This window comes from Streptomyces flavovariabilis, assembly GCF_000725785.1.
GTDB lineage: Bacteria > Actinomycetota > Actinomycetes > Streptomycetales > Streptomycetaceae > Streptomyces > Streptomyces hawaiiensis.
In genome coordinates this window covers 17,773-41,245 of the sequence record NZ_JNXD01000026.1, presented here as the reverse complement: position 1 = coordinate 41,245, position 23,473 = coordinate 17,773, and the positions used below count along the sequence as shown (strand labels likewise).

General features: G+C 70.8%; 25 protein-coding genes. 13 read left to right on the top strand and 12 right to left on the bottom strand.

All coding sequences use genetic code 11. The features are described 5' to 3' along the window. Positions 1-6: 6 nt before the first annotated feature. Both IO24_RS0134285 and IO24_RS0134280 read right to left on the bottom strand, forming a co-directional pair. Positions 7-240: a hypothetical protein gene (locus tag IO24_RS0134285; protein ID WP_078615365.1), complete on the bottom strand. Its 234-nt coding sequence runs from the start codon at positions 238-240 to the stop codon at positions 7-9. A 98-nt stretch (positions 241-338) separates the two neighbouring features. Beyond that, positions 339-1,340: a DEDDh family exonuclease gene (locus IO24_RS0134280; protein WP_031142720.1), complete on the bottom strand. Its 1,002-nt coding sequence runs from the start codon at positions 1,338-1,340 to the stop codon at positions 339-341. A gap of 323 nt (positions 1,341-1,663) precedes the next feature. Between IO24_RS0134280 and IO24_RS0134275 the strand changes: the two genes are divergently transcribed. Together IO24_RS0134275 and IO24_RS0134270 are read left to right on the top strand one after the other, a co-directional pair. Next, positions 1,664-2,587 carry a sterol desaturase family protein gene (locus tag IO24_RS0134275; RefSeq protein WP_031142718.1) on the top strand — a complete coding sequence of 308 codons (924 nt, stop codon included), beginning with the start codon at positions 1,664-1,666 and terminating at the stop codon, positions 2,585-2,587. Then, positions 2,584-3,264, top strand: coding sequence for a lysoplasmalogenase (locus IO24_RS0134270; protein ID WP_031142717.1), 681 nt, complete (start codon positions 2,584-2,586; stop codon positions 3,262-3,264). The genes IO24_RS0134275 and IO24_RS0134270 overlap by 4 nt, the downstream gene beginning before the upstream one ends. 12 nt (positions 3,265-3,276) lie before the next feature. On the opposite strand, the gene IO24_RS0134265 is transcribed toward IO24_RS0134270, so the two are convergent. The 3 genes from IO24_RS0134265 to IO24_RS0134255 form a co-directional block, all read right to left on the bottom strand. Further along, positions 3,277-4,302, bottom strand: coding sequence for a CopD family protein (locus IO24_RS0134265; RefSeq protein ID WP_031142715.1), 1,026 nt, complete (start codon positions 4,300-4,302; stop codon positions 3,277-3,279). 214 nt (positions 4,303-4,516) lie between these two features. Next, positions 4,517-6,043 carry a S8 family peptidase gene (locus IO24_RS0134260; RefSeq protein ID WP_031142713.1) on the bottom strand — a complete coding sequence of 509 codons (1,527 nt, stop codon included), beginning with the start codon at positions 6,041-6,043 and terminating at the stop codon, positions 4,517-4,519. A gap of 62 nt (positions 6,044-6,105) precedes the next feature. Further along, positions 6,106-7,635 carry a S8 family serine peptidase gene (locus tag IO24_RS0134255; RefSeq protein WP_031142711.1) on the bottom strand — a complete coding sequence of 510 codons (1,530 nt, stop codon included), beginning with the start codon at positions 7,633-7,635 and terminating at the stop codon, positions 6,106-6,108. A 254-nt stretch (positions 7,636-7,889) separates the two neighbouring features. Here IO24_RS0134255 and IO24_RS0134250 point away from each other — a divergent pair, with 254 nt between their 5' ends. The 3 genes from IO24_RS0134250 (at position 7,890) to moaA (ending at position 11,030) form a co-directional block, all read left to right on the top strand. Beyond that, positions 7,890-8,246: a DUF485 domain-containing protein gene (locus IO24_RS0134250; protein ID WP_031142709.1), complete on the top strand. Its 357-nt coding sequence runs from the start codon at positions 7,890-7,892 to the stop codon at positions 8,244-8,246. After that, a complete protein-coding gene (locus IO24_RS0134245; RefSeq protein ID WP_031142707.1) occupies positions 8,243-9,868 on the top strand; it encodes a solute symporter family protein in 1,626 nt (541 codons plus the stop codon). The genes IO24_RS0134250 and IO24_RS0134245 overlap by 4 nt, the downstream gene beginning before the upstream one ends. Positions 9,869-10,040: 172 nt before the next feature. After that, positions 10,041-11,030, top strand: a complete 990-nt coding sequence (gene moaA, locus IO24_RS0134240) for a GTP 3',8-cyclase MoaA (protein WP_031142705.1) — start codon at positions 10,041-10,043, stop codon at positions 11,028-11,030. On the opposite strand, the gene IO24_RS0134235 is transcribed toward moaA, so the two are convergent. Continuing rightward, complete coding sequence (locus IO24_RS0134235; protein WP_031142703.1) at positions 11,027-11,245, bottom strand: hypothetical protein; 219 nt, start codon at positions 11,243-11,245, stop codon at positions 11,027-11,029. The two genes, moaA and IO24_RS0134235, sit on opposite strands and share 4 nt — an antisense overlap. Before the next feature lie 226 nt (positions 11,246-11,471). Continuing rightward, on the bottom strand, positions 11,472-11,867 hold the full coding sequence (locus IO24_RS0134230; RefSeq protein ID WP_031142700.1) for a DUF3099 domain-containing protein: 396 nt from the start codon (positions 11,865-11,867) through the stop codon (positions 11,472-11,474). Between the two features lie 243 nt (positions 11,868-12,110). Here IO24_RS0134230 and IO24_RS0134225 point away from each other — a divergent pair, with 243 nt between their 5' ends. Continuing rightward, complete coding sequence (locus tag IO24_RS0134225) at positions 12,111-12,386, top strand: GlsB/YeaQ/YmgE family stress response membrane protein (RefSeq protein ID WP_031142698.1); 276 nt, start codon at positions 12,111-12,113, stop codon at positions 12,384-12,386. A 60-nt stretch (positions 12,387-12,446) separates the two neighbouring features. Here IO24_RS0134225 and tyrS read toward each other — a convergent pair whose 3' ends face one another. From tyrS to IO24_RS0134210, 3 genes are read right to left on the bottom strand one after another with little or no spacing between them, the layout of a single operon-like run. Then, positions 12,447-13,715: a tyrosine--tRNA ligase gene (gene tyrS, locus IO24_RS0134220; RefSeq protein ID WP_031142696.1), complete on the bottom strand. Its 1,269-nt coding sequence runs from the start codon at positions 13,713-13,715 to the stop codon at positions 12,447-12,449. A 43-nt stretch (positions 13,716-13,758) separates the two neighbouring features. Further along, positions 13,759-15,153 (bottom strand): metallopeptidase TldD-related protein, encoded by a 1,395-nt coding sequence (locus tag IO24_RS0134215; protein ID WP_031142694.1) that lies wholly within the window; start codon positions 15,151-15,153, stop codon positions 13,759-13,761. Further along, positions 15,150-16,673 carry a TldD/PmbA family protein gene (locus tag IO24_RS0134210; protein WP_031142692.1) on the bottom strand — a complete coding sequence of 508 codons (1,524 nt, stop codon included), beginning with the start codon at positions 16,671-16,673 and terminating at the stop codon, positions 15,150-15,152. The genes IO24_RS0134215 and IO24_RS0134210 overlap by 4 nt, the downstream gene beginning before the upstream one ends. Positions 16,674-16,943: 270 nt before the next feature. Here IO24_RS0134210 and fabG point away from each other — a divergent pair, with 270 nt between their 5' ends. From fabG to IO24_RS0134195, 3 genes are all read left to right on the top strand, one after another. Next, positions 16,944-17,663, top strand: a complete 720-nt coding sequence (gene fabG / locus IO24_RS0134205; protein ID WP_031142690.1) for a 3-oxoacyl-[acyl-carrier-protein] reductase — start codon at positions 16,944-16,946, stop codon at positions 17,661-17,663. Positions 17,664-17,668: 5 nt separating this feature from the next. Next, on the top strand, positions 17,669-18,436 hold the full coding sequence (gene fabI / locus IO24_RS0134200) for an enoyl-ACP reductase FabI (RefSeq protein ID WP_031142688.1): 768 nt from the start codon (positions 17,669-17,671) through the stop codon (positions 18,434-18,436). A gap of 161 nt (positions 18,437-18,597) precedes the next feature. Further along, a complete protein-coding gene (locus IO24_RS0134195; protein ID WP_031142685.1) occupies positions 18,598-18,948 on the top strand; it encodes a hypothetical protein in 351 nt (116 codons plus the stop codon). Here the strand turns inward: IO24_RS0134195 and IO24_RS0134190 are convergent. Then, positions 18,926-19,618: a FadR/GntR family transcriptional regulator gene (locus IO24_RS0134190; RefSeq protein ID WP_031142683.1), complete on the bottom strand. Its 693-nt coding sequence runs from the start codon at positions 19,616-19,618 to the stop codon at positions 18,926-18,928. The two genes, IO24_RS0134195 and IO24_RS0134190, sit on opposite strands and share 23 nt — an antisense overlap. Before the next feature lie 70 nt (positions 19,619-19,688). Between IO24_RS0134190 and IO24_RS0134185 the strand changes: the two genes are divergently transcribed. The 4 genes from IO24_RS0134185 (at position 19,689) to IO24_RS0134170 (ending at position 22,180) form a co-directional block, all read left to right on the top strand. After that, positions 19,689-21,038, top strand: coding sequence for a CynX/NimT family MFS transporter (locus tag IO24_RS0134185; RefSeq protein ID WP_031142681.1), 1,350 nt, complete (start codon positions 19,689-19,691; stop codon positions 21,036-21,038). Positions 21,039-21,107: 69 nt separating this feature from the next. Next, a complete protein-coding gene (locus IO24_RS47245) occupies positions 21,108-21,224 on the top strand; it encodes an SGM_5486 family transporter-associated protein (RefSeq protein ID WP_097215821.1) in 117 nt (38 codons plus the stop codon). A 165-nt stretch (positions 21,225-21,389) separates the two neighbouring features. Next, the gene (locus IO24_RS0134175; protein ID WP_031142679.1) at positions 21,390-21,596 is read left to right on the top strand and encodes a hypothetical protein; all 207 of its coding nucleotides are present in this window, start codon (positions 21,390-21,392) and stop codon (positions 21,594-21,596) included. 65 nt (positions 21,597-21,661) lie between these two features. Next, entirely contained in the window at positions 21,662-22,180 is a 519-nt protein-coding gene (locus tag IO24_RS0134170; protein ID WP_031142677.1) for a SixA phosphatase family protein, read from the top strand. 57 nt (positions 22,181-22,237) lie between these two features. Here IO24_RS0134170 and serB read toward each other — a convergent pair whose 3' ends face one another. Next, positions 22,238-23,464: a phosphoserine phosphatase SerB gene (gene serB, locus IO24_RS0134165; protein WP_031142675.1), complete on the bottom strand. Its 1,227-nt coding sequence runs from the start codon at positions 23,462-23,464 to the stop codon at positions 22,238-22,240. Between the last annotated feature and the right edge of the window lie 9 nt (positions 23,465-23,473).

The following is a 23,473-nucleotide window of genomic DNA, read 5'->3' as shown; positions in this document are numbered from 1 at the left end:
ACGGGTTCACACCTTGTCGACAATTCCTGCCTTTCCCTCCGCGCGGGCGCAGTGGGCGCCGCAGTACCAGTGGCCCTCGACCTCGACACCCTGGCCGATGATCTGCACCCGGCAGTGCTCGCAGATGGGGGCCATGCGGTGGATCGCGCAGGAGAAGCAGTCGAAGACGTGCACCGCGCCCTGCGCGTGCACCTCGAAGGTCATTCCATACTGATTGCCACATACCTCACAGGTCGCCATGGGCCACAGGGTGGGCCGTCCTCCCCGTGCGGGCGAGCGGTTGCCGGGCGAGTCGCCCGGCAATCACCCGTCCGTACGGTCACCCCTGCGAGGTACGGTCACCCCTCCGACGCGGGCTCCACATCCGCGAGGAGTTGCCCGAAGGCCGCCTCGTCCACGACCGGCGTACCGAACTGCCGGGCCTTGACGACCTTGGACGTGCCCGAGTCCGGGTCGTTCGTGACGAGCAGGCTGGTCAGCCGGGACAGGCTCGTGGCCACATGCAGCCCCGCCTCGGTCGCGCGGTCCTCCAGCAGGTCCCGCTCGACGGAGGTGTCACCGGAGAAGGCGACCCGCATGCCCTGCTTGAGCCGCCCGCCCGCCTCGTATCGCCCGGGGTTGGGGTAGGGGCAGGCGGGGCGCTTGCGGGACGGGCGCCAACTGCCCGGCCGGTAGCCGCCGTAGCCTCCGGGGCCCGCCTGCTGCCCGATGCGCGGCGCGGCGGGGCGGTCCGTCCATTCGGTCAGTGGCCGGCACTCGAGCAGCGGCAGCCGTACGTTGTTCGCCGCCGCGGCCCGCAGGCTGGGCCGGAACGCCTCCGCCAGCACGCGCGCGTCGTCCAGCGCGTGGTGCGCCCGCTGCTGGACGACGCCGAAGTGCGCGGCGAGGGACTCCAGCTTGTGGTTGGGCAGCGGGAGCCCGAGCTCCTTGGAGAGGGCGATGGTGCACAGCCGCTGCCGCACCGGCGCCTCGCGCTGCGCGCGCGCGTACTCCCGGGCGATCATCTGCCAGTCGAAGACGGCGTTGTGCGCGACGAGCACCCGTCCCGCCAGCCGGGCGGCGAACTCCTCGGCGATGTCCGGGAAGAGGGGGGCTCCTTCGAGCGCCTCGCTCGTCAGTCCGTGGATCCACACGGGGCCCGGGTCCCGCTCGGGGTTGACCGTCGTGTACCAGTGGTCCTCGACCTCGCCGCGCTCGTCCAGCCGGTAGACCCCCGCGGAGATGATGCGGTCGTCCCGGGCCAGGCCCGTGGTCTCCACGTCAACGACCGCGTACCCCTTGGGATACGCGGCCGGCCACGGCGTGGCAGAGAACACTGCGGTCGTCAGGTCTTCCAGCATGGTTCCTGAGGATACGGGCCATGACTGACACCGCCGTCCGTCAGGTGCGTCCGCCGGGTTCTTCCGATGCCCCCTCAGGCGTGTTGTCCGGTCTGTCCGTTCGCGGGGCGTACGTCTGATCGATACTCGGCCTGTCTGCCGGGTGTGACGACCGGCGGCTGCTGCGGAGACTCGCCGGTCTGGTCGCGGACATCGTCCGCCGGTGTCCGTCTTCGCCCCCTGCCGGATTGGCGGAGATCGCCAAGAAGCAAGCGCGTACCGTCGGTAATACTTGTGGGTAACAACGTCTAGTCGGGGCCGGACGCCGGTCCTACGGTCATTGCATGCCGAACCTGCCCGATGTCGTGCTGTGGTCCATCCCCGCCTTTGTGCTGCTCACCGTGGTCGAAATGGTGAGCTACCGGCTCCATCCCGACGAGGGTGCGGAGGGCTACGAGGCGAAGGACGCCGCGACCAGCGTCGGCATGGGGCTCGGCAGCCTCGCCTTCGACTTCTTGTGGAAGATCCCGATCCTGGCGATCTACACGGCCCTCTACGAACTCACGCCGCTGCGCGTTCCCGTGCTGTGGTGGACCGTCCCGCTGATGCTGCTCGGGCAGGACTTCTTCTACTACTGGTCCCACCGCGGCCACCACGTCATCCGCATCCTGTGGGCCTGCCACGTCGTCCACCACTCCAGCCGGAAGTTCAACCTCACCACCGCGCTGCGCCAGCCCTGGACGTCCCTGACCGTGTGGCCGTTCTACGTTCCCCTCATCGTCGCCGGCGTGCATCCCGCCGCGCTCGCGTTCTGCTCCTCCGCGAACCTCGTCTACCAGTTCTGGATCCACACCGAGCGCATCGACAAGATGCCCCGCTGGTTCGAGTTCGTCTTCAACACCCCTTCGCACCACCGTGTCCACCACGCCTCCCAGGGCGGCTACCTCGACCGCAACTTCGGCGGCATCCTCATCGTCTGGGACCGGCTGTTCGGGTCGTTCGTCGCCGAGACCGAGCGGCCGCGGTACGGGCTGACCAAGAACATCGACACGTACAACCTGCTCAAGGTGGCCACGCACGAGTACGTGTCCATCGCCAAGGACCTGAGGGCGGCGCGCAGTTGGCGCGAGCGGGCGGGACGCGTGTTCCGAGGGCCGGGGTGGGGGCCGGGTCCGGGTCCGGCTGCCGTACCGGCTCCGTCACCGGCCGGCGCGACCACGCCCCTCGGTGAGACCGCGCCGGTCCCTGAGAAGAGCACGTCCGCGTGAATGCCCCGCGCCTCCTGCTGACCGCCTTCGGCCTCGCCGCCGCCGTCGACCTCGTCTGTCTCGCCGCCGGTCTCGACGCCGGCCACACCGTCGCCAAGCCCCTGCTGATGCCGCTCCTCGCCCTGTGGGCCGCCCTGCGCAAGGCACCCCGGCCGCTCCTGGCCGCCCTGCTGTTCGGCTGGGGCGGGGACGTCCTGCTGCTGTCGGACGCCGAGCCGGCCTTCCTGGCGGGCATGGCCTCCTTCGCGGCGGGGCACGTCTGCTACCTCGTGCTCTTCGCGACGTACGGCAGCCGGAACGCGGTCCCACGCGCGCGTGCGGGCGTCCTGGCCCTCGGCTACGCCGCCGCCCTCGGCACGACCGTCGCGCTGCTGTGGCCGGACCTGCCCGCCGACCTGCGCGTGCCCGTCGCCGGCTACAGCCTCCTGCTGACGGCCATGGCGTACCGGTCGGCCACCCGGCTCGGCCTCTTCGCCGGGCTCGGCGGGGCGTTGTTCCTGCTGTCCGACACGCTCATCGCGACCGGTGTCGCCGGGTGGCCGCAACCGCCCGCGCCGGACTTCTGGATCATGCTCACGTACATCGCCGCACAGGCGCTGCTGACCTGCGGCACACTCGGGGCGCTCGACGCGCGCAGGGCCCCGGCCGCGACGTACGGCGAGATGCGCGCCGCCTGAGACGCACCGGTGTCACCAGCGGATGGGCACCGGAAGAGTCGTCAGCAGACCGGACGCCGCGACCGCCAGGCCCAGGGCGGCCACCTCCGCCCGGGCCGGCCCACAGGCGGTCAGCGGGTCGGCCGCCCGGCGCAGCCGTCGCCGCGCCCACACGGCGAGGGCGGCGACGACCGCCACGAGGAGCACCTTGGCGAGCAGCGCGCGCCCGTACGCCGTTCCCGTCAGCTGCTCCAGGACCGTCTCCGGCGGCATCCGGCGCAGTGAACTGCCCACGCCCGTCGCGGTGACGGCGGCGAGCAGCACGACCGCCACGCGCGCGTAGAGACCCAGCAGGGCGGCGCCCGCCGTTCGGGGCCACAGCCGGAGGGTGCGCAGCGCGTGCAGCAGACCGCCCGCCCACAGTGCCGCGCACGTCAGATGGACGAGCGTCAGCCCGGAGCCGACCAGCGGGCTGTGCTCGGTCGTGGGGTGGGCGCGCAGGGCCTCGGCGACGACCACGGCGGCCAGCGGCCACACCTGCGTGACCGGCCGGCGCGACGCGGCGCACAGTCCCGCCAGGAGGAACGCGTTGACCTCCAGCAGGGCGAGCTTGCCGTCCCGGGAGGCGTAGAGCCCGCCGACGTCGATGTCGGCCACCTCGTCCGGAACGAGATTGCCGGTGGCCACGACCGAGGCGAGCCCCAGTGCGGCGGCGAAACCGGCGGCGGCCGCGAAGAGGGACCACGTGTGAGGCACGGCAGGGTGTCCCGCCCCGGTGCCGGTCTCCGTGACGGGCAGCGAACGCGCCAGCCGGTTCACGAACAGTTCGCCGACGGGTATGCACAGCGCCGCGAACAGCACCGTGCGCAGCAGGGCCATACCGCCCGCGCCGGGCGTTTCGGCCTCACCGGTGCCGTGCAGCGCGGCGGACGGGCCGAGGAGGGGGATGAGCGCGGCCAGTGCCACCAGCACGAGAACGGCGACGGCCCGGCCCGCACCGGCGCGCCGCACGGGCCCGTGCGGGCCGGGCGCCCCGGGTGTGGGTCTTGTCAGAGTCACCCCAGGATCTTCACCAACCTTCACACGGCCGGGCAAGTCAGCGGTACTCGGTCAACCCTCGACACGGCCGGCCGCCACAGCCGCACTTCCCTGTGCTCGTCGGTCGGCCGCAGCCGCCACCCCTGTGCCGGCGCGACCTCGGCGAACATCGCCGCAGACACGATCCGGGCCGGGCGGGTGTCCCCGCCCGGCCCGGATCACCTCCACACGAGCTCTACCTGGTCACCGCGTCCAGCGCGTCCGCGATGCCCCAGCCGTAGAAAGCGTTGCGGTTCTTGGAGCCCTCGCACACCGCGTCGATCTTGCCGTCGGCGTTGATGTCGTACGGGTCCGTGCACGGCGTGGCGTCGGCCTCCGCGTACAGCAGGGCCTTCACCAGGGCCGGAGAGGCGTACGGGTGCGTCGACTTGATGAGCGCGGCGACGCCCGCGACGTGCGGGGAGGCCATCGACGTACCGGCCATGTAGCCCCACTTGCCGCCCGGCAGCGTGCCCAGGATGAGGCCGCTCGTGGCAGGTGCCTCCGGCTTCTGGTAGGCGGTCGAGTCGCCGCCCGGGGCGGCTATGTCCGCGACGCCCAGCCCGTAGTTGGAGAAGGACGACTTGATGCCCTTCGCGCCCGTCGAGGCGACCGTGACGACACCCGGCAGCTGGGTCGGGATGTCGAGGCACTCCGAGGGGTCGACGACCCGGTCGCCCGGTGTGGTGTCGTTCGGGGACGACGGGTCGGTGATCTCGTCGGAGGCGAGGTCGTAGTTCTCGTTGCCGGCCGCGGCGACGTTGACCGCGCCCTTCTTCTCCGCGTACCGCGAGGCCCGGGTGACGGCGTCCACGAGCGCCTTCTGGTCCGGGTCGTTCTTGCAGTTGAAGTACCAGGGGTCGGTGTAATAGCTGTTGTTCGTCACGTCGACACCGTGCTCGGCCGCCCACACGAAACCGCACACCACGGCCTCCGTGTAGAAGAAGCCGGCCGTGGTGGACACCTTGATGCCGGAGACCTTCACGCCGGGCGCGACACCCGTCATGCCGATGCCGTTCTTCGCGGCGGCTATCTCACCGGCGACGTGCGTGCCGTGCGGGCTCTCCTCGGCGCTCGGCCGCCAGGCCCCGTCGCTCGTGTCCGGCTTGCCCGACACGCAGTTGACCGACGCCTTGCGGTCGAAGTTGGGCGCGATGTCGGGGTGGGTGTCGTCGACACCGGTGTCGATCACGGAGACCGTGACCTTCTTGCTGCCCAGCGACTTCTCGTGCGCCTTGTCCGCCTTGATGGCGGGCAGGTCCCACTGCTGGGGCTGCAACGGGTCCTGCCCGGCGGGGGCTTCGGCCTCGGCGACCTCGGCCGCGCTCAGCACCTTCGGCGCGCCCAGGTCACCGGTCGAGGCCGAGGGCAGCGGCGCCGTGCGGGTGGCCCCCGCCGACTGCACGCCGCGCACCTTGCGGACGGTCTTGGCGAAGTCGGCGTTCGAGGAGTGGACGACGATGACGCCGATCTGGTCGTACGACGTCACGATCGTGCCGCCGGCCTTGGCGACGGCCTTCTTCACATACGCCGAAGTGCCGTGCCCCGGCTTGACGTTGACGACATAGCTGAGCGGGGTCGCGTCGGCCCGGGCCGCCGTGGGGGCCGGGGCGTCCTCGGCGGCCGTGGCCGCGGTGTTCGGCAGGAACGCGAGGGCCGTGGCCATGGCCATCCCGGCCGGGATCGCGACGGCGCGACGGTGGCGCGCGTACGGCGCAGTCATGGTCTCTCCAGTTCGTTCACGGTACGAGCTGATCTTGCGGAAGGTCTCGGTGGCGAGTCGGATCACTTGACCGCGCGCAGCGCGTTGACGATGCCGTGGCCGTAGAAGCCGTTGACGCGCTTGCCGCCCTCGCAGACCGCGTCCTGCGTGCCGTCGCCGTCCTGGTCGTAGGAGGAGGGGCAGGCGGTCCTGTCGGCCTGTGCCTTCATCAGCGCCTGGAGCTGGGCCGGAGACGCCCAGGGGTGCTTGGACTTCAGCAGCGCGGCGACGCCGGAGGCGTGCGGCGAGGCCATCGAGGTGCCCTGCAGGAAGCCCCACGCGCCGTTCGGCATGGTGGACAGGATGCGGCCGTTCTTCGAGGGCGTGTCGGGTATCTGGTAGCGCCCGTCGCCACCCGGCGCGGCGACGTCGACGACGCCCTTGCCGTACGTCGAGAAGTACGACTTCACGTTGTCGACACCCGTCGAGCTGACCGTGACGACACCCGGCAGCTGGTTGGGCACGTCGAAGCACTCGTGCGGGTCGATGGTGCGCTCGACGGGGGTGGAGTCGTCCGGGCTGGAGTCGTCGACGATCGCGTCCGAGTCCAGGTCGTGGTTGGAGTTGCCCGCCGCGGCGACGTTGAGCGTGCCCTTCTTCTGGGCGTACAGCTGCGCCCGGTTGACCGCGTCGACGATGGCCCGCTGGTCCGGGTCGTCCATGCAGTTGTACAGCCACGGGTCGACGTAGTAGCTGTTGTTCGTGATCTCGACGCCGTGGTCGGCGGCGAACACGAAGGCACACACGACGCTCTCCGGGTAGAAGAGGCCGTTGGCCCGGTCGGTGACGTTGATGCTGGAGACCTTCACACCGGGTGCGACGCCCGCCACGCCTATGCCGTTGCGGGCGGCGGCTATCTCACCGGCGACATGCGTGCCGTGGTAGTCCTCGGGCGTGTACGGCCGCCAGGCGCCCTCGCTGGTGTCGGGCTTGCCGCCCGCGCAGTTGGCGGACTGGGAGGCGGAGAAGTTCGAGGCGATGTCGGGGTGGGTGTCGTCCACGCCGGTGTCGATCACGGCCACGGTCACCTTGCGGCTGCCGGGGTTGATCTGTGCGGCCTTGTCGGCGCCGATCGCGCGCAGGTCCCACTGGTCCGCCTCGAGAGGCTCGCTCTCGGGCGTCTTCGCCGAGGCGGCCTCGGTGCGCTTCGCCTGGGCGGCGGTCAGGTACTCGACCGCGCCCTCCTCCTTCGTCCCCGCGGCCGTCAGCGGCGCCGTCCGCGTCGCACCCGCCGACTGGACCCCGCGCACCGTGCGGATGGTCTTGGCGAAGTCGGGGTTCGAGGAGTGGACGACGATCACGCCGATCCGCCCGTAGGTGGCCACGACCGAACCGTCGGCCTTCCCGATCGCCTTCTTCACCGAGGCGATCGTGTGGCGGTCCGTTTTGGTGTTGACGACGTACGCCAGCTTCGGCGCGTCTGCCGTCCGGGTGGCCGGCGCCGCCTGCGGGGCCGCCGACGCGGCGGCCGGCAGGAAGCCCAGCGAGGCCGTCAGTGACAGCACGACGGGCACGGCGAGAGCGAGCCGGCGTCTGGAACGCAAGTGAGACATGGGGTCTCCACATCCTCCGGAAACGAAACCGGCCCGAGGCACAGGTGGTGCTCGGGCAGGTACATGACGTGGTGGTGCAGGGCGAAGCTATCCCGGCCTCTCGCTGGCCAGCAACGCTTTGCCGAAATGACTTCGGAAAGAACGCCGCGCCTTTGAACCGGTTCTCGTGTGCCGCCGTGACGTTGAACTAGGAGCGCGAGGACACTCGCCTCCGCCCCCGTTCCCAACCGCTTCCGTCATTGCGAGGAGACTCCGTGGCCACCGACGCACCGCCCCCCTCGAAAGAGCAACACAAGCTCCCCTCACCCGAGGAGTTCGCGGAGGTGCAGGAGAGCGCGGAGTTCCGTGAACTGCGCCGCTCCTACCGCTCCTTCGCCTTCCCGCTGACCGTCGGCTTCATCGCCTGGTACCTGCTGTACGTCCTGCTCTCGAACTACGCGGGCGGCTTCATGGGCACCAAGCTGTTCGGCAACATCAACGTCGCCTTCGTCCTCGGCGTCGCCCAGTTCATCACCACGTTCCTCATCGCCTGGTGGTACTCGCGGCACGCCGCCGCGAAGCTCGACCCCAAGGCCGAGGCCATCAAGACCCGGATGGAGAGCGGCGCATGAGCCCCGTACAGCAGACCTTCCTCGCCGCGAACGAGGCCAGCGAGCACCGCCCGCTGATCATCACCCTGTTCGCGCTGTTCGTCCTGGCCACACTCGGCATCACCGTCTGGGCAGGCCGCCAGACCAAGGACGCCGCCGACTTCTACGCGGGCGGGCGCCAGTTCAGCGCTTTCCAGAACGGACTCGCCGTCTCCGGCGACTACATGTCGGCCGCGTCGTTCCTCGGCATCGCGGGCGCCATCGCCCTCTTCGGCTACGACGGCTTCCTGTACTCCATCGGCTTCCTGGTGGCCTGGCTGGTCGCCCTGCTCCTGGTGGCAGAGCCGCTGCGCAACTCCGGCCGCTACACCATGGGCGACGTCCTCGCCTACCGCATGCGCCAGCGCCCGGTGCGCACCGCCGCCGGCACGTCCACGATCGTGGTGTCGATCTTCTACCTGCTGGCCCAGATGGCAGGAGCGGGCGTCCTCGTCTCGCTGCTGCTCGGCATCACCTCCGACGCCGGCAAGATCCTCATCGTGGCCCTCGTCGGCCTCCTGATGGTCGTGTACGTCTCCATCGGCGGTATGAAGGGCACCACGTGGGTCCAGATGGTCAAGGCCGTGCTGCTCATCGGCGGCACCATCCTGATCACCTTCCTGGTGCTGCTGAAGTTCAACTTCAACATCTCCGACCTGCTCGGCACGGCCGCCGAGAACAGCGGCAAGGGCGCCGCCTTCCTGGAGCCCGGCCTCCAGTACGGCGCCACCGGCACCTCCAAGCTGGACTTCATCTCCCTCGGTATCGCCCTGGTGCTCGGCACCGCCGGCCTGCCGCACATCCTGATCCGCTTCTACACGGTGCCCGACGCCAAGGCCGCCCGTAAGTCCGTGAACTGGGCGATCGGCATCATCGGCGGCTTCTACCTGATGACCATCGCGCTCGGCTTCGGCGCCGCCGCGCTCATCTCGCAGGAAGAGATCATCGCCTCCAACCCGTCCGGCAACACGGCGGCACCCCTGCTCGCCCTGCACCTGGGCGGCGTCGACTCCACCTGGGGCGCGATCCTGCTCGCCACGATCTCGGCGGTGGCCTTCGCGACGATCCTCGCCGTCGTCGCCGGCCTCACCCTCGCCTCGTCGTCCTCCTTCGCGCACGACATCTACGCCAACGTCATCCGCAAGGGGAAGGCCTCGGGTGCCGAGGAGGTCCGCGCGGCCCGCTGGGCGACCGTCTTCATCGGCGTCGTCTCCATCGGCCTCGGCGCCCTCGCCCGCGACCTGAACGTCGCCGGCCTGGTCGCCCTCGCCTTCGCGGTCGCCGCCTCGGCCAACCTCCCGACGATCCTCTACAGCCTGTTCTGGAAGCGGTTCACCACCCAGGGCGCGCTGTGGTCGATCTACGGCGGTCTGATCGTCGCCGTCGGCCTGGTGCTGTTCTCGCCCGTCGTCTCAGGCGACCCCAAGGCGATGTTCCCCGAGGTGGACTTCGCCTGGTTCCCGCTGAAGAACCCGGGCATCATCTCCATCCCCTTCGGCTTCCTGATGGGCTGGCTCGGCACCGTCCTGTCGAAGGAGGAGCCCGACGCCAAGAAGTTCGCGGAACTGGAGGTCCGGTCCCTGACCGGTACCGGAGCGCACTGAGCACGACCCTTTCGACGCGGCCGTGTCGTAGGAACCTCCAGGTCCCTGCGGCGCGGCCGCGTCGTGCCTCATGTGATCGAGGCCTGTGATGTTGTCGGTGGGGTCACGTAGGCTCGCAGGTGCCGGGGAAACAGTGCTCCGGGCACGATCCGCATCGAGGGAGGGGGCCCACGTGCTCATCGACACCTACGGCCGAGTGGCCACCGACCTGAGGGTCTCGCTGACCGACCGGTGCAACCTGCGCTGCACGTACTGCATGCCCGAAGAGGGCCTGCAGTGGCTCGCCAAGCCGGACCTGCTCACGGACGACGAGATCGTCCGTCTCATCGACATCGCGGTCACCTCCCTAGGGATCGAGGAAGTCCGCTTCACCGGCGGCGAGCCCCTGCTCCGCCCCGGCCTGGTCGGCGTGGTCGAGCGTGTCGCGGCCCTCGACCCCCGCCCCCAGATGTCGCTGACCACCAACGGCATCGGCCTCAAGCGCACGGCGGCCGCCCTGAAGGAGGCGGGCCTGGACCGGGTCAACGTCTCCCTCGACACGCTCCGCCCCGACGTCTTCAAGACCCTCACCCGCCGCGACCGCCACAAGGACGTCATCGAGGGCCTGCACGCCGCCCGCGACGCGGGCCTGACCCCCGTCAAGGTCAACTCGGTCCTGATGCCGGGGCTCAACGACGACGAGGCCCCCGACCTGCTGGCCTGGGCCGTGGAGCACGACTACGAGCTGCGCTTCATCGAGCAGATGCCCCTGGACGCCCAGCACGGCTGGAAGCGCGACGGCATGATCACGGCCGGCGACATCCTGGCGTCCCTGCGCACACGCTTCGAGCTGACCGCCGAGGGCGAGGAGAAGCGCGGCTCGGCCCCGGCGGAGCGCTGGCTCGTCGACGGCGGCCCGCATGTGGTCGGCGTCATCGCCTCCGTCACCCGCCCCTTCTGCGCGGCCTGCGACCGCACCCGCCTCACGGCCGACGGCCAGGTCCGCACCTGCCTGTTCGCCCAGGAGGAGACGGACCTGCGCGCCGCCCTGCGCTCGGGCGCCCCGGACGAGGAGATCGCCCGCATCTGGCGCCTGGCGATGTGGGGCAAGAAGGCCGGAGCGGGCCTGGACGACCCGGCGTTCGTCCAGCCGGACCGGCCGATGTCGGCGATCGGGGGCTAAGCCTCCCGGGCGGACTCCCACTCCTTCAGCAGGACCACGTCCTTCAGGAATCCCCGCACCCCGAGGAACTGCGACAGGTGCTCGCGGTGCTCCTCGCAGGCCAGCCATGTCTTGCGCCGCTCCGGCGTATGGATCTTCGGGTTGTTCCACGCCAGGACCCACACGGCCTCGGCCCGGCAGCCCTTCGCGGAACAGATGGGTGTCTCGTCACTCACAGCTTCGTCTCACCACTGCACACAGAAAAGGCGACGCCGAGCAGCCACGGGGGGAGCTGCCCGGCGTCGGTCCGTCGCTCCGACGGGGGATGCGGAGCGCGTACGAAGTATGTCACGGGTCACCCCGGGCCCGGCACCGGAACAACATGATTGATCTGAGCTTTTCTTGAGCTTGGCGGGAAGCTGACTTCCCTCCCTGATCACCCGTGATCTCTCCCCGGAGCCCCTACCGCTCGGGCGATTCGGTCCGCGCACCCGGCATCGGCTCGGACACGGCATCTTCCACGACGGATTCCGCCGGCTCGTCATCCGAACCCGACGGCGCGATCATCGGACGCACCGGCGGTGCCACGAACGTCGACGGCAGAGACGGCGCGTTCTCGCGCCCGGCGTTCGCGACCACCACCGCGATGTACGGCAGCACCAGCCCGAGCACCAACGCCACGATGGCGACGTGCCGTTCGACGTTCCACAACGTGGCCGCGAGGATCACGGAGATCGTGCGCAGCGTCATCGAGATCACGTACCGGCGCTGCCGCCCGCGTACGTCCTCCTGGAGTCCCGTCCGGGCGCCGGTGATCCGGAAAACCTGGACGTTGCCGCCGCCATGCTGCTTCCGCATCGCATTCCACCATCCGCCCGTATCGGACTCTCCCCGCCCCGTAGCCGCCCGCGGCCGGTCGGGGAACCTGGCCGGGACAGCTCCCACGTTACGCCGCGACCGCGCCGGCCACGAGGCCGGGGGCGCACCCTGCGGGCGACCGGACTGCGCCGTGACGCGTACGGCCCGCGTCGGCATGCGGCGTACGGCACCTGGGCCGACACTGGCCGTAGTGCTCACGTCGAGCCGTACGAGGAGGCAGCGATGGGCTGGTTGTGGGCGATCATCGTAGGACTGGTACTGGGCCTGATCGCCAAGGCGATCATTCCGGGCAAGCAACATGTGCCCCTGTGGCTGACCGTCATCCTGGGCATGATCGGCGCCATCGCCGGCAACGCCATCGCCCGGGCGGTCGGCGTCGACGCCACATCGGGTATCGACTGGTGGCGGCACGTCTTCCAGCTGGTGATGGCGATCATCCTCGTCGGTCTCGGCGACCGGGCCTGGACGGCGGCCAGAGGAGACAAACGCAGGGCATGACGGGGCGCACGGCGAAGGGAGCGGCCTCCGGCACCGGAGACCGCCCCCTTCCTCACGCTCTCAGCCGCCCGTGACCTCGACCGCCGCCAGGTTCTTCTTGCCCCGGCGCAGCACCAGCCAGCGGCCGTGCAGCAGGTCCTCCTTGGCGGGGACGGCGTCCTCACCGGCGACCTTGACGTTGTTCACGTAGGCGCCGCCCTCCTTGACCGTGCGGCGCGCGGCCGACTTGCTGGCCACCAGGCCGACCTCGGCGAACAGGTCCACGGCCGGGCCGAGCTCGGCGACCTGGACGTGCGGCACCTCCGAGAGGGCCGCGGCCAGCGTCTTCTCGTCGAGCTCCGCCAGCTCGCCCTGCCCGAAGAGCGCCTTGGACGCGGCGATCACCGCGGCTGTCTGGTCGGCGCCGTGCACCAGGGTCGTCAGCTCCTCGGCCAGCGCGCGCTGCGCGGCCCGGGCCTGCGGACGCTCCTCCGTCTGCCGCTCCAGCTCCTCCAGCTCCTCGCGGGAACGGAAGGACAGGATGCGCATGTACCGGGAGATGTCCCGGTCGTCCACGTTCAGCCAGAACTGGTAGAACGCGTACGGCGTCGTCATCTCCGGGTCGAGCCAGACGGCGCCGCCCTCGGTCTTGCCGAACTTGGTGCCGTCCGCCTTGGTCATCAGCGGCGTCGCCAGCGCGTGCGCGGTCGCGTCGGGCTCCAGGCGGTGGATCAGGTCGAGACCCGCCGTGAGGTTGCCCCACTGGTCGCTGCCGCCCTGCTGCAACGTGCAGCCGTAGCGCCGGTAGAGCTGGAGGAAGTCCATGCCCTGCAGGAGCTGGTAGCTGAACTCCGTGTAGCTGATGCCCTCGGAGGACTCCAGGCGCCGGGCCACGGAGTCCTTCGTCAGCATCTTGTTGACGCGGAAGTGCTTGCCGATATCCCGGAGGAACTCGATCGCGGAGAGGTTCTCCGTCCAGTCGAGGTTGTTGACCATGACGGCCGCGTTCTCGCCCTGGAAGTCCAGGAACGGCTCGATCTGGGCGCGCAGCCTGCCCACCCAGCCGGTGACCGTCTCCGGGTCGTTCAGCGTGCGCTCCGCGGTCGGACGCGGGTCGCCGATCAGGCCCGTGGCACCGCCGACCAGCGCCAGCGGCCGGTGACCGGCCTGCTGGAGCCGGCGCACGGTGAGCACCTGCACCAGGTGCCCCACGTGCAGCGACGGCGCCGTCGGGTCGAAACCGCAATAGAACGTGACGGGACCGTCCGCGAGCGCCTTGCGCAAAGCGTCCTCGTCAGTGGACAGGGCGAACAGCCCGCGCCACTTCAGCTCGTCGACGATGTCCGTCACGGTTCTCGTATCTCCTCGGGTGGGCTCGTAATCAGGTACGAGGTTATACGCCCTGGCTGACAGAGCTCATATTGAAATCGGGGACGCGCAGCGCGGGCATCGCCGCCCTGGTGAACCAGTCGCTCCACTCCCTGGGCAGAGTCTTCTCGGTCCGCCCCGCCTCCGAGGCGCGGCCGAGCACGCCGACGGGCGACTCGTTGAACCGGAAGTTGTTCACCTCGCCCGTCACCTCGCCGTTCTCGACGAGGTAGACGCCGTCCCGGGTCAGGCCCGTCAGCAGCAGCGACGCCGGATCGACCTCGCGGATGTACCACAGGCAGGTCAGCAGCAGCCCGCGCCCGGTGCTCGCGACCATCTCGTCCAGCGAGCGGTCCTCGCCCCCGTCCAGGATCACGTTGTCGATGACCGGGGCCACGGGCAGCCCGGTCAGGCCCGCGCTGTGGCGGCTGGTCGTCAGGTGGCGCAGCTCGCCCTCGCGCATCCACTCGGTGGCCGCGAGCGGCAGCCCGTTGTCGAACACCGACTGGTCGCCCCCGGAGGAGTGCGCGATCACGAAGGGCGCCGACTCCAGGCCCGGCTCGTTCGGGTCGCTGCGCAGGGTCAGCGGCAGGCCGGTCAGCTTCTCGCCGACCCGCGTGCCCCCGCCCGGCTTGGAGAACACCGTGCGGCCCTCGACCGCGTCCCGGCCCGACGCCGACCACATCTGGTAGATCAGCAGGTCCGCCACGGCCGTCGGCGGCAGCAGCGTCTCGTAGCGCCCGGCGGGCAGCTCCACGCGCCGCTCGGCCCATCCGAGGCGCACCGCCAGCTCCGCGTCCAGGGCTCCCGGGTCGACGTCCTCGAAGTCCCGCGTGGAGCGCCCGGCCCACGCGGACCGGGTCCGGTCCGGCGACTTGGCGTTCATCTCCAGCGTCCCGTTCGGCTGGTCGTGCCGCAGCCGCAGCCCCGTGGAGGTGCCGACGTACGACGACACCAGCTCGTGGTTGGCGAAGCCGTACAGCTCGCGCCCGCCCGCACGCGCGCGTGCGAAGGCCTCGCCGAGCGCCGGAGCGAAGTCGGCGAACACGGCGGAGGAGGTCTCGGCGGGCGCCTCGGTGAACTCCGGCGACCGCTCCACACCCGTGACCAGGGGCTGCGCGTCCTCCGCGGGTCCGGCGCCGCGCGCGGCGGCCTCGGCTGCCCGCACCAGCGGCTCCAGCTCGTCGGGGGTCACCGCGGACCGTGACACGACCCCGGAGGCCGTGCCCTCCTTGCCGTCGACCGTGGCGACGACGGTGAGGGTGCGCCCACGCGTGACGCCGTTCGTGGTCAGCGCGTTGCCCGCCCAGCGCAGGTTGGCGGTGGACTGCTCGTCGGCGATGACGACACAGCCGTCCGCCCGGGACAGTTCGAGGGCGCGCTCGACGACCTCGTGCGGCTTGCTGGAACGCGCGCTCATCGACCGGCCTCCTGGGTCGTGTTGAGGATGTTGACGCCCTTGAAGAGGGCCGAGGGGCAGCCGTGGGAGACGGCCGCGACCTGCCCCGGCTGGGCCTTGCCGCAGTTGAAGGCGCCGCCGAGCACATAGGTCTGCGGCCCGCCCACGGCGGACATCGAGCCCCAGAAGTCGGTGGTCGTCGCCTGGTAGGCCACGTCCCGCAGCTGCCCGGCGAGCCGCCCGTTCTCGATGCGGTAGAAGCGCTGACCGGTGAACTGGAAGTTGTAGCGCTGCATGTCGATCGACCAGGACCGGTCGCCCACCACGTAGATGCCGCGCTCCACACCCCCGATCAGGTCCTCGGTCGACATCCCGGCCGGGTCCGGCTGCAACGACACGTTGGCCATGCGCTGCACCGGCACGTGCCCGGGGGAGTCGGCGTAGGCGCAGCCGTTGGACCGCTCGAAGCCGGTCAGCTTCGCGATCCGCCGGTCCAGCTGGTAGCCGACGAGTGTGCCGTCCTTGACCAGGTCCCAGGACTGGCCCTCGACGCCCTCGTCGTCGTAGCCGATGGTGGCCAGGCCGTGCTCGGCGGTGCGGTCGCCGGTGACGTTCATCAGCTCCGAGCCGTAGCGCAACTTGCCCAGCTGGTCGAACGTGGCGAACGAGGTGCCGGCGTAGGCGGCCTCGTAACCGAGCGCGCGGTCGAGCTCGGTGGCGTGCCCGATGGACTCGTGGATGGTCAGCCACAGGTTGGACGGGTCGACGACCAGGTCGTACAGGCCCGGCTCGACGCTCGGCGCGCGCATCTTCTCGGTGAGCAGCTCCGGGATCCGCGCCAGCTCGTCCTCCCAGTCCCAGCCGGTGCCCCGCAGGTACTCCCAGCCGCGTCCCACCGGCGGCGCCAGGGTGCGCATCGAGTCGAACTCGCCACTCGACTCGTCCACCGACACGGCGTTGAACACCGGGTGCAGCCGCACCCGCTGCTGTGTGGTCACGGTCCCGGCGGTGTCGGCGTAGAACTTGTTCTCGTGGACCGTGAGCAGCGAGGAATCGACATGGTCGACTCCGTCGGCCGCCAGCAGCCGGGCGCTCCACTCCGCGATCAGCCCCGCCTTCTCCTCGTCGGGCACGGAGAAGGGGTCGATCTCGTACGACGAGATCCACGTCCTGTCCGCGTGCACCGGCTCGCCGGCCAGTTCCACGCGCTCGTCCGAGCCGGCCGCCTTGATCACCTGCGCGGACAGCTTCGCCATGGCCACCGCCTGCCCGGCGACCTTGGCGGCGGCGTCCATGCTGAGGTCGACGCCGGACGCGAATCCCCAGGTGCCGCCGTGCACCACCCGCACCGCGTATCCGAGGTCGGTGGTGTCCGACGACCCGGCGGGCCGGGCGTCCCGGAACCGCCAGGAGGCGCCCCGTACCCGCTCGAACCGGAAGTCCGCGTGCTCGGCGCCCAGCGCACGCGCGCGTGCGAGGGCCGCGTCGGCGAGGGCGCGTAGGGGGAGGGCCGTGAAGGCCTCGTCGATGGTATGAGGCACCGCCGTCTCTTTCTGTCGAGGTGACCGTGGTTGCCGTGCGTGGTGACTGCTCCGATCATGTCGTCCATCCCGTTCGCGGGCCATGAGTTTCCGGAGCCGGACCCGTGGCTTTCTGTAGGGACCCGACAGCGAGTCCCGTTCGCCACTGTCGGTGCCCGATTGTCCGCGGGCCTGCCCGGACCGATAGGTTTTCGAGGAAGCCGCCTGTCATCACCGCCTGTCGTCCAGGCGCCGGGGCGGGTATCAGACCGCTATCGAAAGGGTGATCCGTTGAGCCGCTCGGTTCTCGTCACCGGAGGCAACCGGGGCATCGGCCTCGCCATCGCCCGCGCTTTCGCCGATGCCGGCGACAAGGTCGCCTTCACGTACCGCTCGGGTGAGCCGCCGGCCGCCCTGACGGAATTGGGCTGCCTGGCCGTCAAGTGCGACATCACCGACGCGGAGCAGGTGGAGCAGGCCTACAAGGAGATCGAGGAGGCCCACGGGCCCGTCGAGGTCCTCGTCGCCAACGCCGGCATCACCAAGGACCAGCTCCTGATGCGCATGTCCGAGGAGGACTTCACCTCGGTCATCGACACCAACCTCACCGGCACCTTCCGCGTGGTCAAGCGCTCCAACCGGGGCATGCTGCGCGCCAAGAAGGGCCGCGTGGTGCTCATCTCGTCGGTCGTCGGGCTGTACGGCGGTCCCGGCCAGGCGAACTACGCCGCCTCCAAGGCCGGCCTGGTCGGCTTCGCGCGCTCCCTCGCCCGTGAGCTGGGCTCGCGCAACATCACCTTCAACGTCGTCGCGCCCGGCTTCGTCGACACCGACATGACCAAGGTCCTCACCGACGAGCAGCGCTCGAACATCGTGTCGCAGGTCCCGCTCGGCCGGTACGCCCGGCCGGAGGAGATCGCCGCGGCGGTGCGGTTCCTCGCGTCGGACGACGCCTCGTACATCACTGGAGCCGTCATTCCCGTTGACGGCGGACTGGGAATGGGTCACTGATCACCATGAGCGGAATCCTCGAGGGCAAGCGCATCCTGATCACCGGGGTGCTGACGGAGTCCTCCATCGCCTTCCACACCGCCAAGCTGGCCCAGGAGCAGGGCGCCGAGATCATCCTGACCGCGTTCCCGCGGCCCACGCTGACCGAGCGCATCGCCAGGAAGCTGCCCAAGCCCACCAAGGTCATCGAACTCGACGTCACCAACGACGAGCACCTCGACCGGCTCGCCGACATCGTCGGCGAGGAGCTCGGCGGCCTCGACGGTGTCGTCCACTCCATCGGCTTCGCTCCGCAGGACGCGCTCGGCGGCAACTTCCTCAACACGCCGTTCGAGTCGGTCGCCACGGCCATGCACGTGTCGGCGTACTCCCTGAAGTCGCTCACCATGGCCTGCCTGCCGCTCATGCAGAACGGCGGCTCCGTCGTCGGCCTGACCTTCGACGCGCAGTTCGCCTGGCCGCAGTACGACTGGATGGGCCCGGCCAAGGCCGCCCTGGAGGCGACCAGCCGCTACATGGCCCGCGACCTGGGCAAGCAGAACATCCGCTGCAACCTGGTCTCGGCCGGTCCGCTCGGCTCCATGGCCGCCAAGTCCATCCCGGGCTTCAGCGAGCTGGCCTCCGTGTGGGACGACCGCTCCCCGCTGGAGTGGGACCTGAAGGACCCCGAGCCGGCCGGCCGCGGCGTCGTCGCCCTGCTGAGCGACTGGTTCCCGAAGACCACCGGCGAGATCATCCACGTGGACGGCGGTCTGCACGCCATCGGAGCCTGATCTCCGGTACGTCTGCGACGCCCCGTTCCCCGCAGCGCGCGGGGAGCGGGGCGTCACCCGTTCGGCTCAGCCGGCCGGGCGGGGGAGGCCCGCAACTGGGCATTCTGGAGTACGCGTTCACCACCCGAGCCCCTCCCCAGCACGGCCGAGGAGGTCCCCTTGTGCGCTTGTCCCGCCGAACGGCCTCAGTGTCCCTCGCCGTCGCCCTCGTACTGACCGTGGCGTACGAGGCGGTGCCCCGCGCGCGCGTGCCCGCCGACGACCACGAGTCCGCCGATCCCTTCGGCGCCGCCTGCCGGATCCGGGTGAGCGGCTCCAAGGTGACCGCGTACTGCCACAACCCCTACCCGGAGACCGACCGCGTCAGCCTGCACGTGGAGTGCGCCCGCTGGTGGGACATCGACACGGACAGCTCCCCGGTCGACGCCGGGCCCGCGCAGACCGTGCGGCTGACGGGGCGGTGCTGGAAAGAGGTCGGCGACGTGTGGATCAGTCACCGGCGGGCGAGCTGATCCCGCCCAGCCGGCACAGAAACGGGTAGCGGGCCGCCTCCGCCGCGGCCGTGTCCGCCTCGCCCGCGCGGATCGCCTCGAGCAGCCGCCCGTGGTCCATGTACGTCTCCGGGGTCAGCTTCTCGCCGACGTCCTCGCGCAGCCAGTCCCGCAGCACCTCGCCCAGGTCCGCGTACATCGCGGTCATCACGTCGTTGTGGGAGGCGGACACGACGGCCAGGTGGAAGGTGGCGTCCGCGGTCACGAACGCCTCCTTGTCGCCCGACTCCCAGGCCTCCTCGCGCCGCAGCAGCAGCGCGTCGAGCTGCTTGAGGTCCTTCTCCGTACGCCGCTCGGCGGCCAGCCGGGCGGCGGCCGACTCCAGCGTGGAGCGCAGCTCGGCGATGTGCCGGGGGTCGGCCTCGGCGAACCGCCGCTGCATCACGCCCGCCAGCTCGCTCGTCGCCACCACGTAGGTGCCGGACCCCTGGCGGATGTCCAGCAGGCCGTTGTGCGACAGGGCGCGGACGGCCTCCCGGACCGTGTTGCGGGCGACACCCAGCTGCTCGACCAGCTCCGGCTCGGTCGGGATGCGGGAGCCGACCGGCCACTCGCCCGAGGTGATCTGGGCCCGCAGGGCGGCGATGACCTGCTCGGAGAGCGCCGAACGGCGGGGATGGCTCAGGGGCATGGCTCACCTTCCCACGGTCGGGGTGCCCGGCGGCAGCAGGGGAGTGGACAGTCAATCATCCCATGATTCTATGATGGGCCTCATGCCTAGTGAGGAAACCCGGACGATGACGCCCCCGACGGTACGCAGCTCCGCCGCGCACGACGCCGGGAAACCGGGCGGCACGTCCACGCGCGCGTGGACGATGCGACTGCTCGTCCTCGGCATCGTGCTGTCCGCGCTGAACCTCCGCCCCGCCATCACCAGCCTCGGCGCCCTCCTGGAGGAGGTCCGCGACGGGCTCGGCATGAGCGGCAGCGTGGCCGGACTGCTCACCTCCGTGCCGCCGCTGTGCTTCGCCGTCTTCGGCGTCATGGCCCCGCGCCTCGCCCGCCGCTTCGGGGCCGGCGCCGTGGTGTGCGCCGGCATGGCCGCCATCGCCACCGGCCTGCTCGTCAGGCCCTACGCCGGCGGCACGGCCGGCTTCCTGGCCGGCAGCGCCCTGGCCCTCATGGGCATCGCCGTCAGCAACGTCCTGATGCCGGTCATCGTCAAGCACTGGTTCCCCGACCGCGTGGGTTCCATGACCGGCCTGTACTCGATGGCTCTCGCCCTCGGCACGGCCCTCGCCGCCGCCGTGACGGTGCCCCTGACCGACGCCCTCGGCGGCAGCTGGCAGACGGGCCTGGCCCTGTGGGCGGGTCTCGCCGTGGCGGCCGTCCTGCCGTGGCTGCCCTTCGTCCGGGGACGTGCGACGCCACCCGGGCCGGGGGAGAAGGCCGCGGAGACCACGACGCAGCAGACGCAGGGCTCGGACCCGGGCCCGGCGGCCCACACGCGCGTGGAGGCGCCCCGGCTGCGGATGGCCCGCAGTCGCACCGCCTGGGCACTCGCCGTCTTCTTCGGACTCCAGGCCACCGCCGCCTACATCACCATGGGCTGGATGGCGCAGATCTTCCGCGACGCCGGTGTGCCCGCCGGCACGGCTGGGCTGCTCCTGGCGGTCACCATGGTGATGGGCGTGCCCCTGGCCTTCGTCATACCGCGCCTGGCCACCCGGCTGCCCCAGCAGGGCCCGATCGTGCTCGCCCTGGGCGTCTGCGGCCTCGCCGGCTACGCCGGGCTGTACCTCGCGCCCGCCGCCGGCGCCTGGGTCTGGGCCCTGCTGCTCGGCGTCGCCAACTGCGCCTTCCCGCTCGCCCTGACCATGGTCGGCATGCGGGCCAGGACCGGCCCGGGCGTGGCCCAGCTGTCGGCGTTCGCGCAGAGCACCGGCTACCTGATCTCCATCCCCGGGCCGCTCCTGGTCGGCGTCCTCTACCAGCACAGCGGCGGATGGGGACTGCCGATCGCGCTGATGAGCGCCCTGATGATCCCGCAGATGGCCGTCGGCTTCCTGGCGGGCCGCGACCGCACGGTGGAGGACGAGGCGGCCCGCTGAGCCACGCCCCCGGGGGCCGGGAGCCACCCCGGGGCGCCGGGCGGGCCCGGGGGGTGGGAGACTTGCCCCATGCCAGTGCTCGACCCGAATCCCCAGCACGGTCAGAAGAAGATGCTGCTCGTGTTCGGAGCGTTCTTCGCGATCTTCATCGTCATCGCCGTCATCGCGACCATCGCCTCGCCATGACCCGTGCGGACGCGGCCCATGGTGGGGTTAGCCCCCCTGTCCCCTAGGGGGTGAGGGTCAGGGTCAAGTGGGTGGATCACCGGATGGGGCGGCAGCCGCGGATTCCGTAGCTTCGAGTGTGTGACCGCGAGACGGTCACCGACCACCCGAAGAGCGGAGGCACCCATGTCGGCCCCTACGCACACCCGGCCCCACCCGGCGACCCGGGCCGGCGCGGCCGGCCGGCTGCCCTGGTGGGCTCTCGCCCTGCCCGTGCTCGCCTTCACCGCACTGCTCGCCCTGATCCTGAACCCGTCCGACGCGCACGCGGCCACCGGCGACCCGGCGATCACCCAGCTCTTCGAGCGCGTGGAGCAGCTGATCGCCCGCTGATCACGGCCGAAGCCGGTGGTCAACTCCCTGCGCCCCGTGGCGTGTTTCATGCGAAGCTGGATCTCATGAGCGTCGCAGAACCCCGCAGGATTGTCCTCTTCCGCCATGCGAAAGCCGACTGGCCACAGGTGACCGATCACGAGCGTCCGCTCGCCGACCGGGGCCGAATGGACGCGGCGGAGGCCGGGCGCAGGCTGACCGACACCAGTATCGCCTTCGACCTGGCCCTGTGCTCCACCGCGGTCCGGACCCGGGAGACATGGAAGCTCGCCGTCCACGAGTTCCCGCAGCGGCCGAAAACCGTCTACGAGGAGCGGATCTACGAGGCCTCGCCGGGCGAGCTGATCGCCCTGCTCAACGAGACCCCCGACGACGTGCGGAACCTCCTCATGGTCGGGCACAACCCGGGCATCCAGGGCCTGGCCGACGTTCTGGCGGGCTCGGGCGAGGACGACGCCCGGGAGCGGATGACCCGTCGCGGGTTCCCGGCCTCCGCCTTCGCGGTGCTGTCGTTCGGCGGCACGTGGAAGGGCCTGGAGCCGGGCGTGGCCACGCTGCAGGACTACTGGGCGCCGGCCGAGTGACGATCTCCGCATGACAGGGGCCCGGCACCGCACGGTGCCGGGCCCCTGCTGGTCGGTTCAGACGATGTCGAGAGTGTCCGCCGCCTCGACCTCTTCGCGCGTGACGCCCAGCAGATACAGGACCGTGTCCAGGAAGGGGAAGTTCACCGCGGCGTGCGCCGCCTCGCGCACCACCGGCTTGGCGTTGAAGGCGACTCCGAGACCGGCCGCGTTCAGCATGTCCAGATCGTTGGCACCGTCACCGATCGCCACCGTCTGCGACAGCGGCACGCCCGCCTCCGCGGCGAACCGGCGCAGCAGCCGGGCCTTGCCCGCGCGGTCGACGATCTCGCCGGTGACTCTGCCCGTCAGCCGGCCGTCGACGATCTCCAGGGTGTTGGCCTGGGCGAAGTCCAGCCCGAGCCGCTCCTTCAGATCGTCGGTGACCTGGGTGAAGCCACCCGAGACGACACCGACTTGGTAGCCGAGCCGCTTCAGCGTGCGGATCAGGGTGCGGGCGCCCGGCGTCAGCCGCACCTCGCTGCGCACCTTGTCCACCACCGACGCGTCCAGCCCCTCCAGCAGTGCCACGCGCGCGTGCAGGGACTGCTCGAAGTCCAGCTCCCCGCGCATCGCGGCCGCCGTCACCTCGGCGACCTTGTCCTCGCAGCCGGCGTGGGCGGCGAACAGCTCGATGACCTCGTCCTGGATCAGCGTCGAGTCCACGTCCATGACGACCAGGCGCTGCGCGCGCCGGTACAGACCGGCGGCGACCACCGCCACGTCGATGCCGAGCCTGGCCGCGTCGGTCACCAGGGCGGTGCGCAGCGGCTCGGTCTCCACGCCGGAGACGGCGAACTCGACAGCGGTCACGGGGTACTTGGCGAGCCGGAAGATACGGTCGATGTTGCCGCCGGTCTTCGTGATCCGCGCGGCGATCGCGGCCGTCGCCTCGGCGGTGAGCGGATGCCCGAGCACGGTGACCAGGGAGCGGCCCAGCCCGCGCGGGCGGTTGTCGCCCAGGCCGGAGATGATCTCCGCCTGCATCTTCATCGACTCGGCCCAGCTGTGGACGGTCGCCCGCAGATCTCCCTCGAGCCCGGGGGGCGGCTCGGTCACGAGCGCGCACAGCACCATCCGGCCACGGGTGACGACCTGCTCGATGTCGACGACGTCGACGGAGTAGGCGGCGAGGGTGTCGAAGAGACCGGCGGTGATGCCGGGCCTGTCCTTGCCGAAGATCTTCACAAGGAGGGTGGGGACGTCGGCAGGGATGTCGGAAGACGAGGTCTGCGAAGCGCTCATGGTGGTTCC

Bases quoted from the DNA above. Each gene is read 5' to 3' on its own strand.
- IO24_RS0134215 (WP_031142694.1), bottom strand. From the start codon at position 15,153: ATGAGCGCGCGTTCCAGCAAGCCGCACGAGGTCGTCGAGCGCGCCCTC.
- IO24_RS47245 (WP_097215821.1), top strand. From the start codon at position 21,108: ATGCCAGTGCTCGACCCGAATCCCCAGCACGGTCAGAAGAAGATGCTG.
- IO24_RS0134190 (WP_031142683.1), bottom strand. From the start codon at position 19,618: ATGCCCCTGAGCCATCCCCGCCGTTCGGCGCTCTCCGAGCAGGTCATC.
- IO24_RS0134245 (WP_031142707.1), top strand. From the start codon at position 8,243: ATGAGCCCCGTACAGCAGACCTTCCTCGCCGCGAACGAGGCCAGCGAG.
- IO24_RS0134275 (WP_031142718.1), top strand. From the start codon at position 1,664: ATGCCGAACCTGCCCGATGTCGTGCTGTGGTCCATCCCCGCCTTTGTG.
- IO24_RS0134285 (WP_078615365.1), bottom strand. From the start codon at position 240: ATGGCGACCTGTGAGGTATGTGGCAATCAGTATGGAATGACCTTCGAG.
- serB (WP_031142675.1), bottom strand. From the start codon at position 23,464: ATGAGCGCTTCGCAGACCTCGTCTTCCGACATCCCTGCCGACGTCCCC.
- IO24_RS0134280 (WP_031142720.1), bottom strand. From the start codon at position 1,340: ATGCTGGAAGACCTGACGACCGCAGTGTTCTCTGCCACGCCGTGGCCG.
- IO24_RS0134225 (WP_031142698.1), top strand. From the start codon at position 12,111: ATGGGCTGGTTGTGGGCGATCATCGTAGGACTGGTACTGGGCCTGATC.
- IO24_RS0134230 (WP_031142700.1), bottom strand. From the start codon at position 11,867: ATGCGGAAGCAGCATGGCGGCGGCAACGTCCAGGTTTTCCGGATCACC.
- fabI (WP_031142688.1), top strand. From the start codon at position 17,669: ATGAGCGGAATCCTCGAGGGCAAGCGCATCCTGATCACCGGGGTGCTG.
- IO24_RS0134260 (WP_031142713.1), bottom strand. From the start codon at position 6,043: ATGACTGCGCCGTACGCGCGCCACCGTCGCGCCGTCGCGATCCCGGCC.
- IO24_RS0134185 (WP_031142681.1), top strand. From the start codon at position 19,689: ATGATGGGCCTCATGCCTAGTGAGGAAACCCGGACGATGACGCCCCCG.
- IO24_RS0134175 (WP_031142679.1), top strand. From the start codon at position 21,390: ATGTCGGCCCCTACGCACACCCGGCCCCACCCGGCGACCCGGGCCGGC.
- IO24_RS0134170 (WP_031142677.1), top strand. From the start codon at position 21,662: ATGAGCGTCGCAGAACCCCGCAGGATTGTCCTCTTCCGCCATGCGAAA.
- IO24_RS0134255 (WP_031142711.1), bottom strand. From the start codon at position 7,635: ATGTCTCACTTGCGTTCCAGACGCCGGCTCGCTCTCGCCGTGCCCGTC.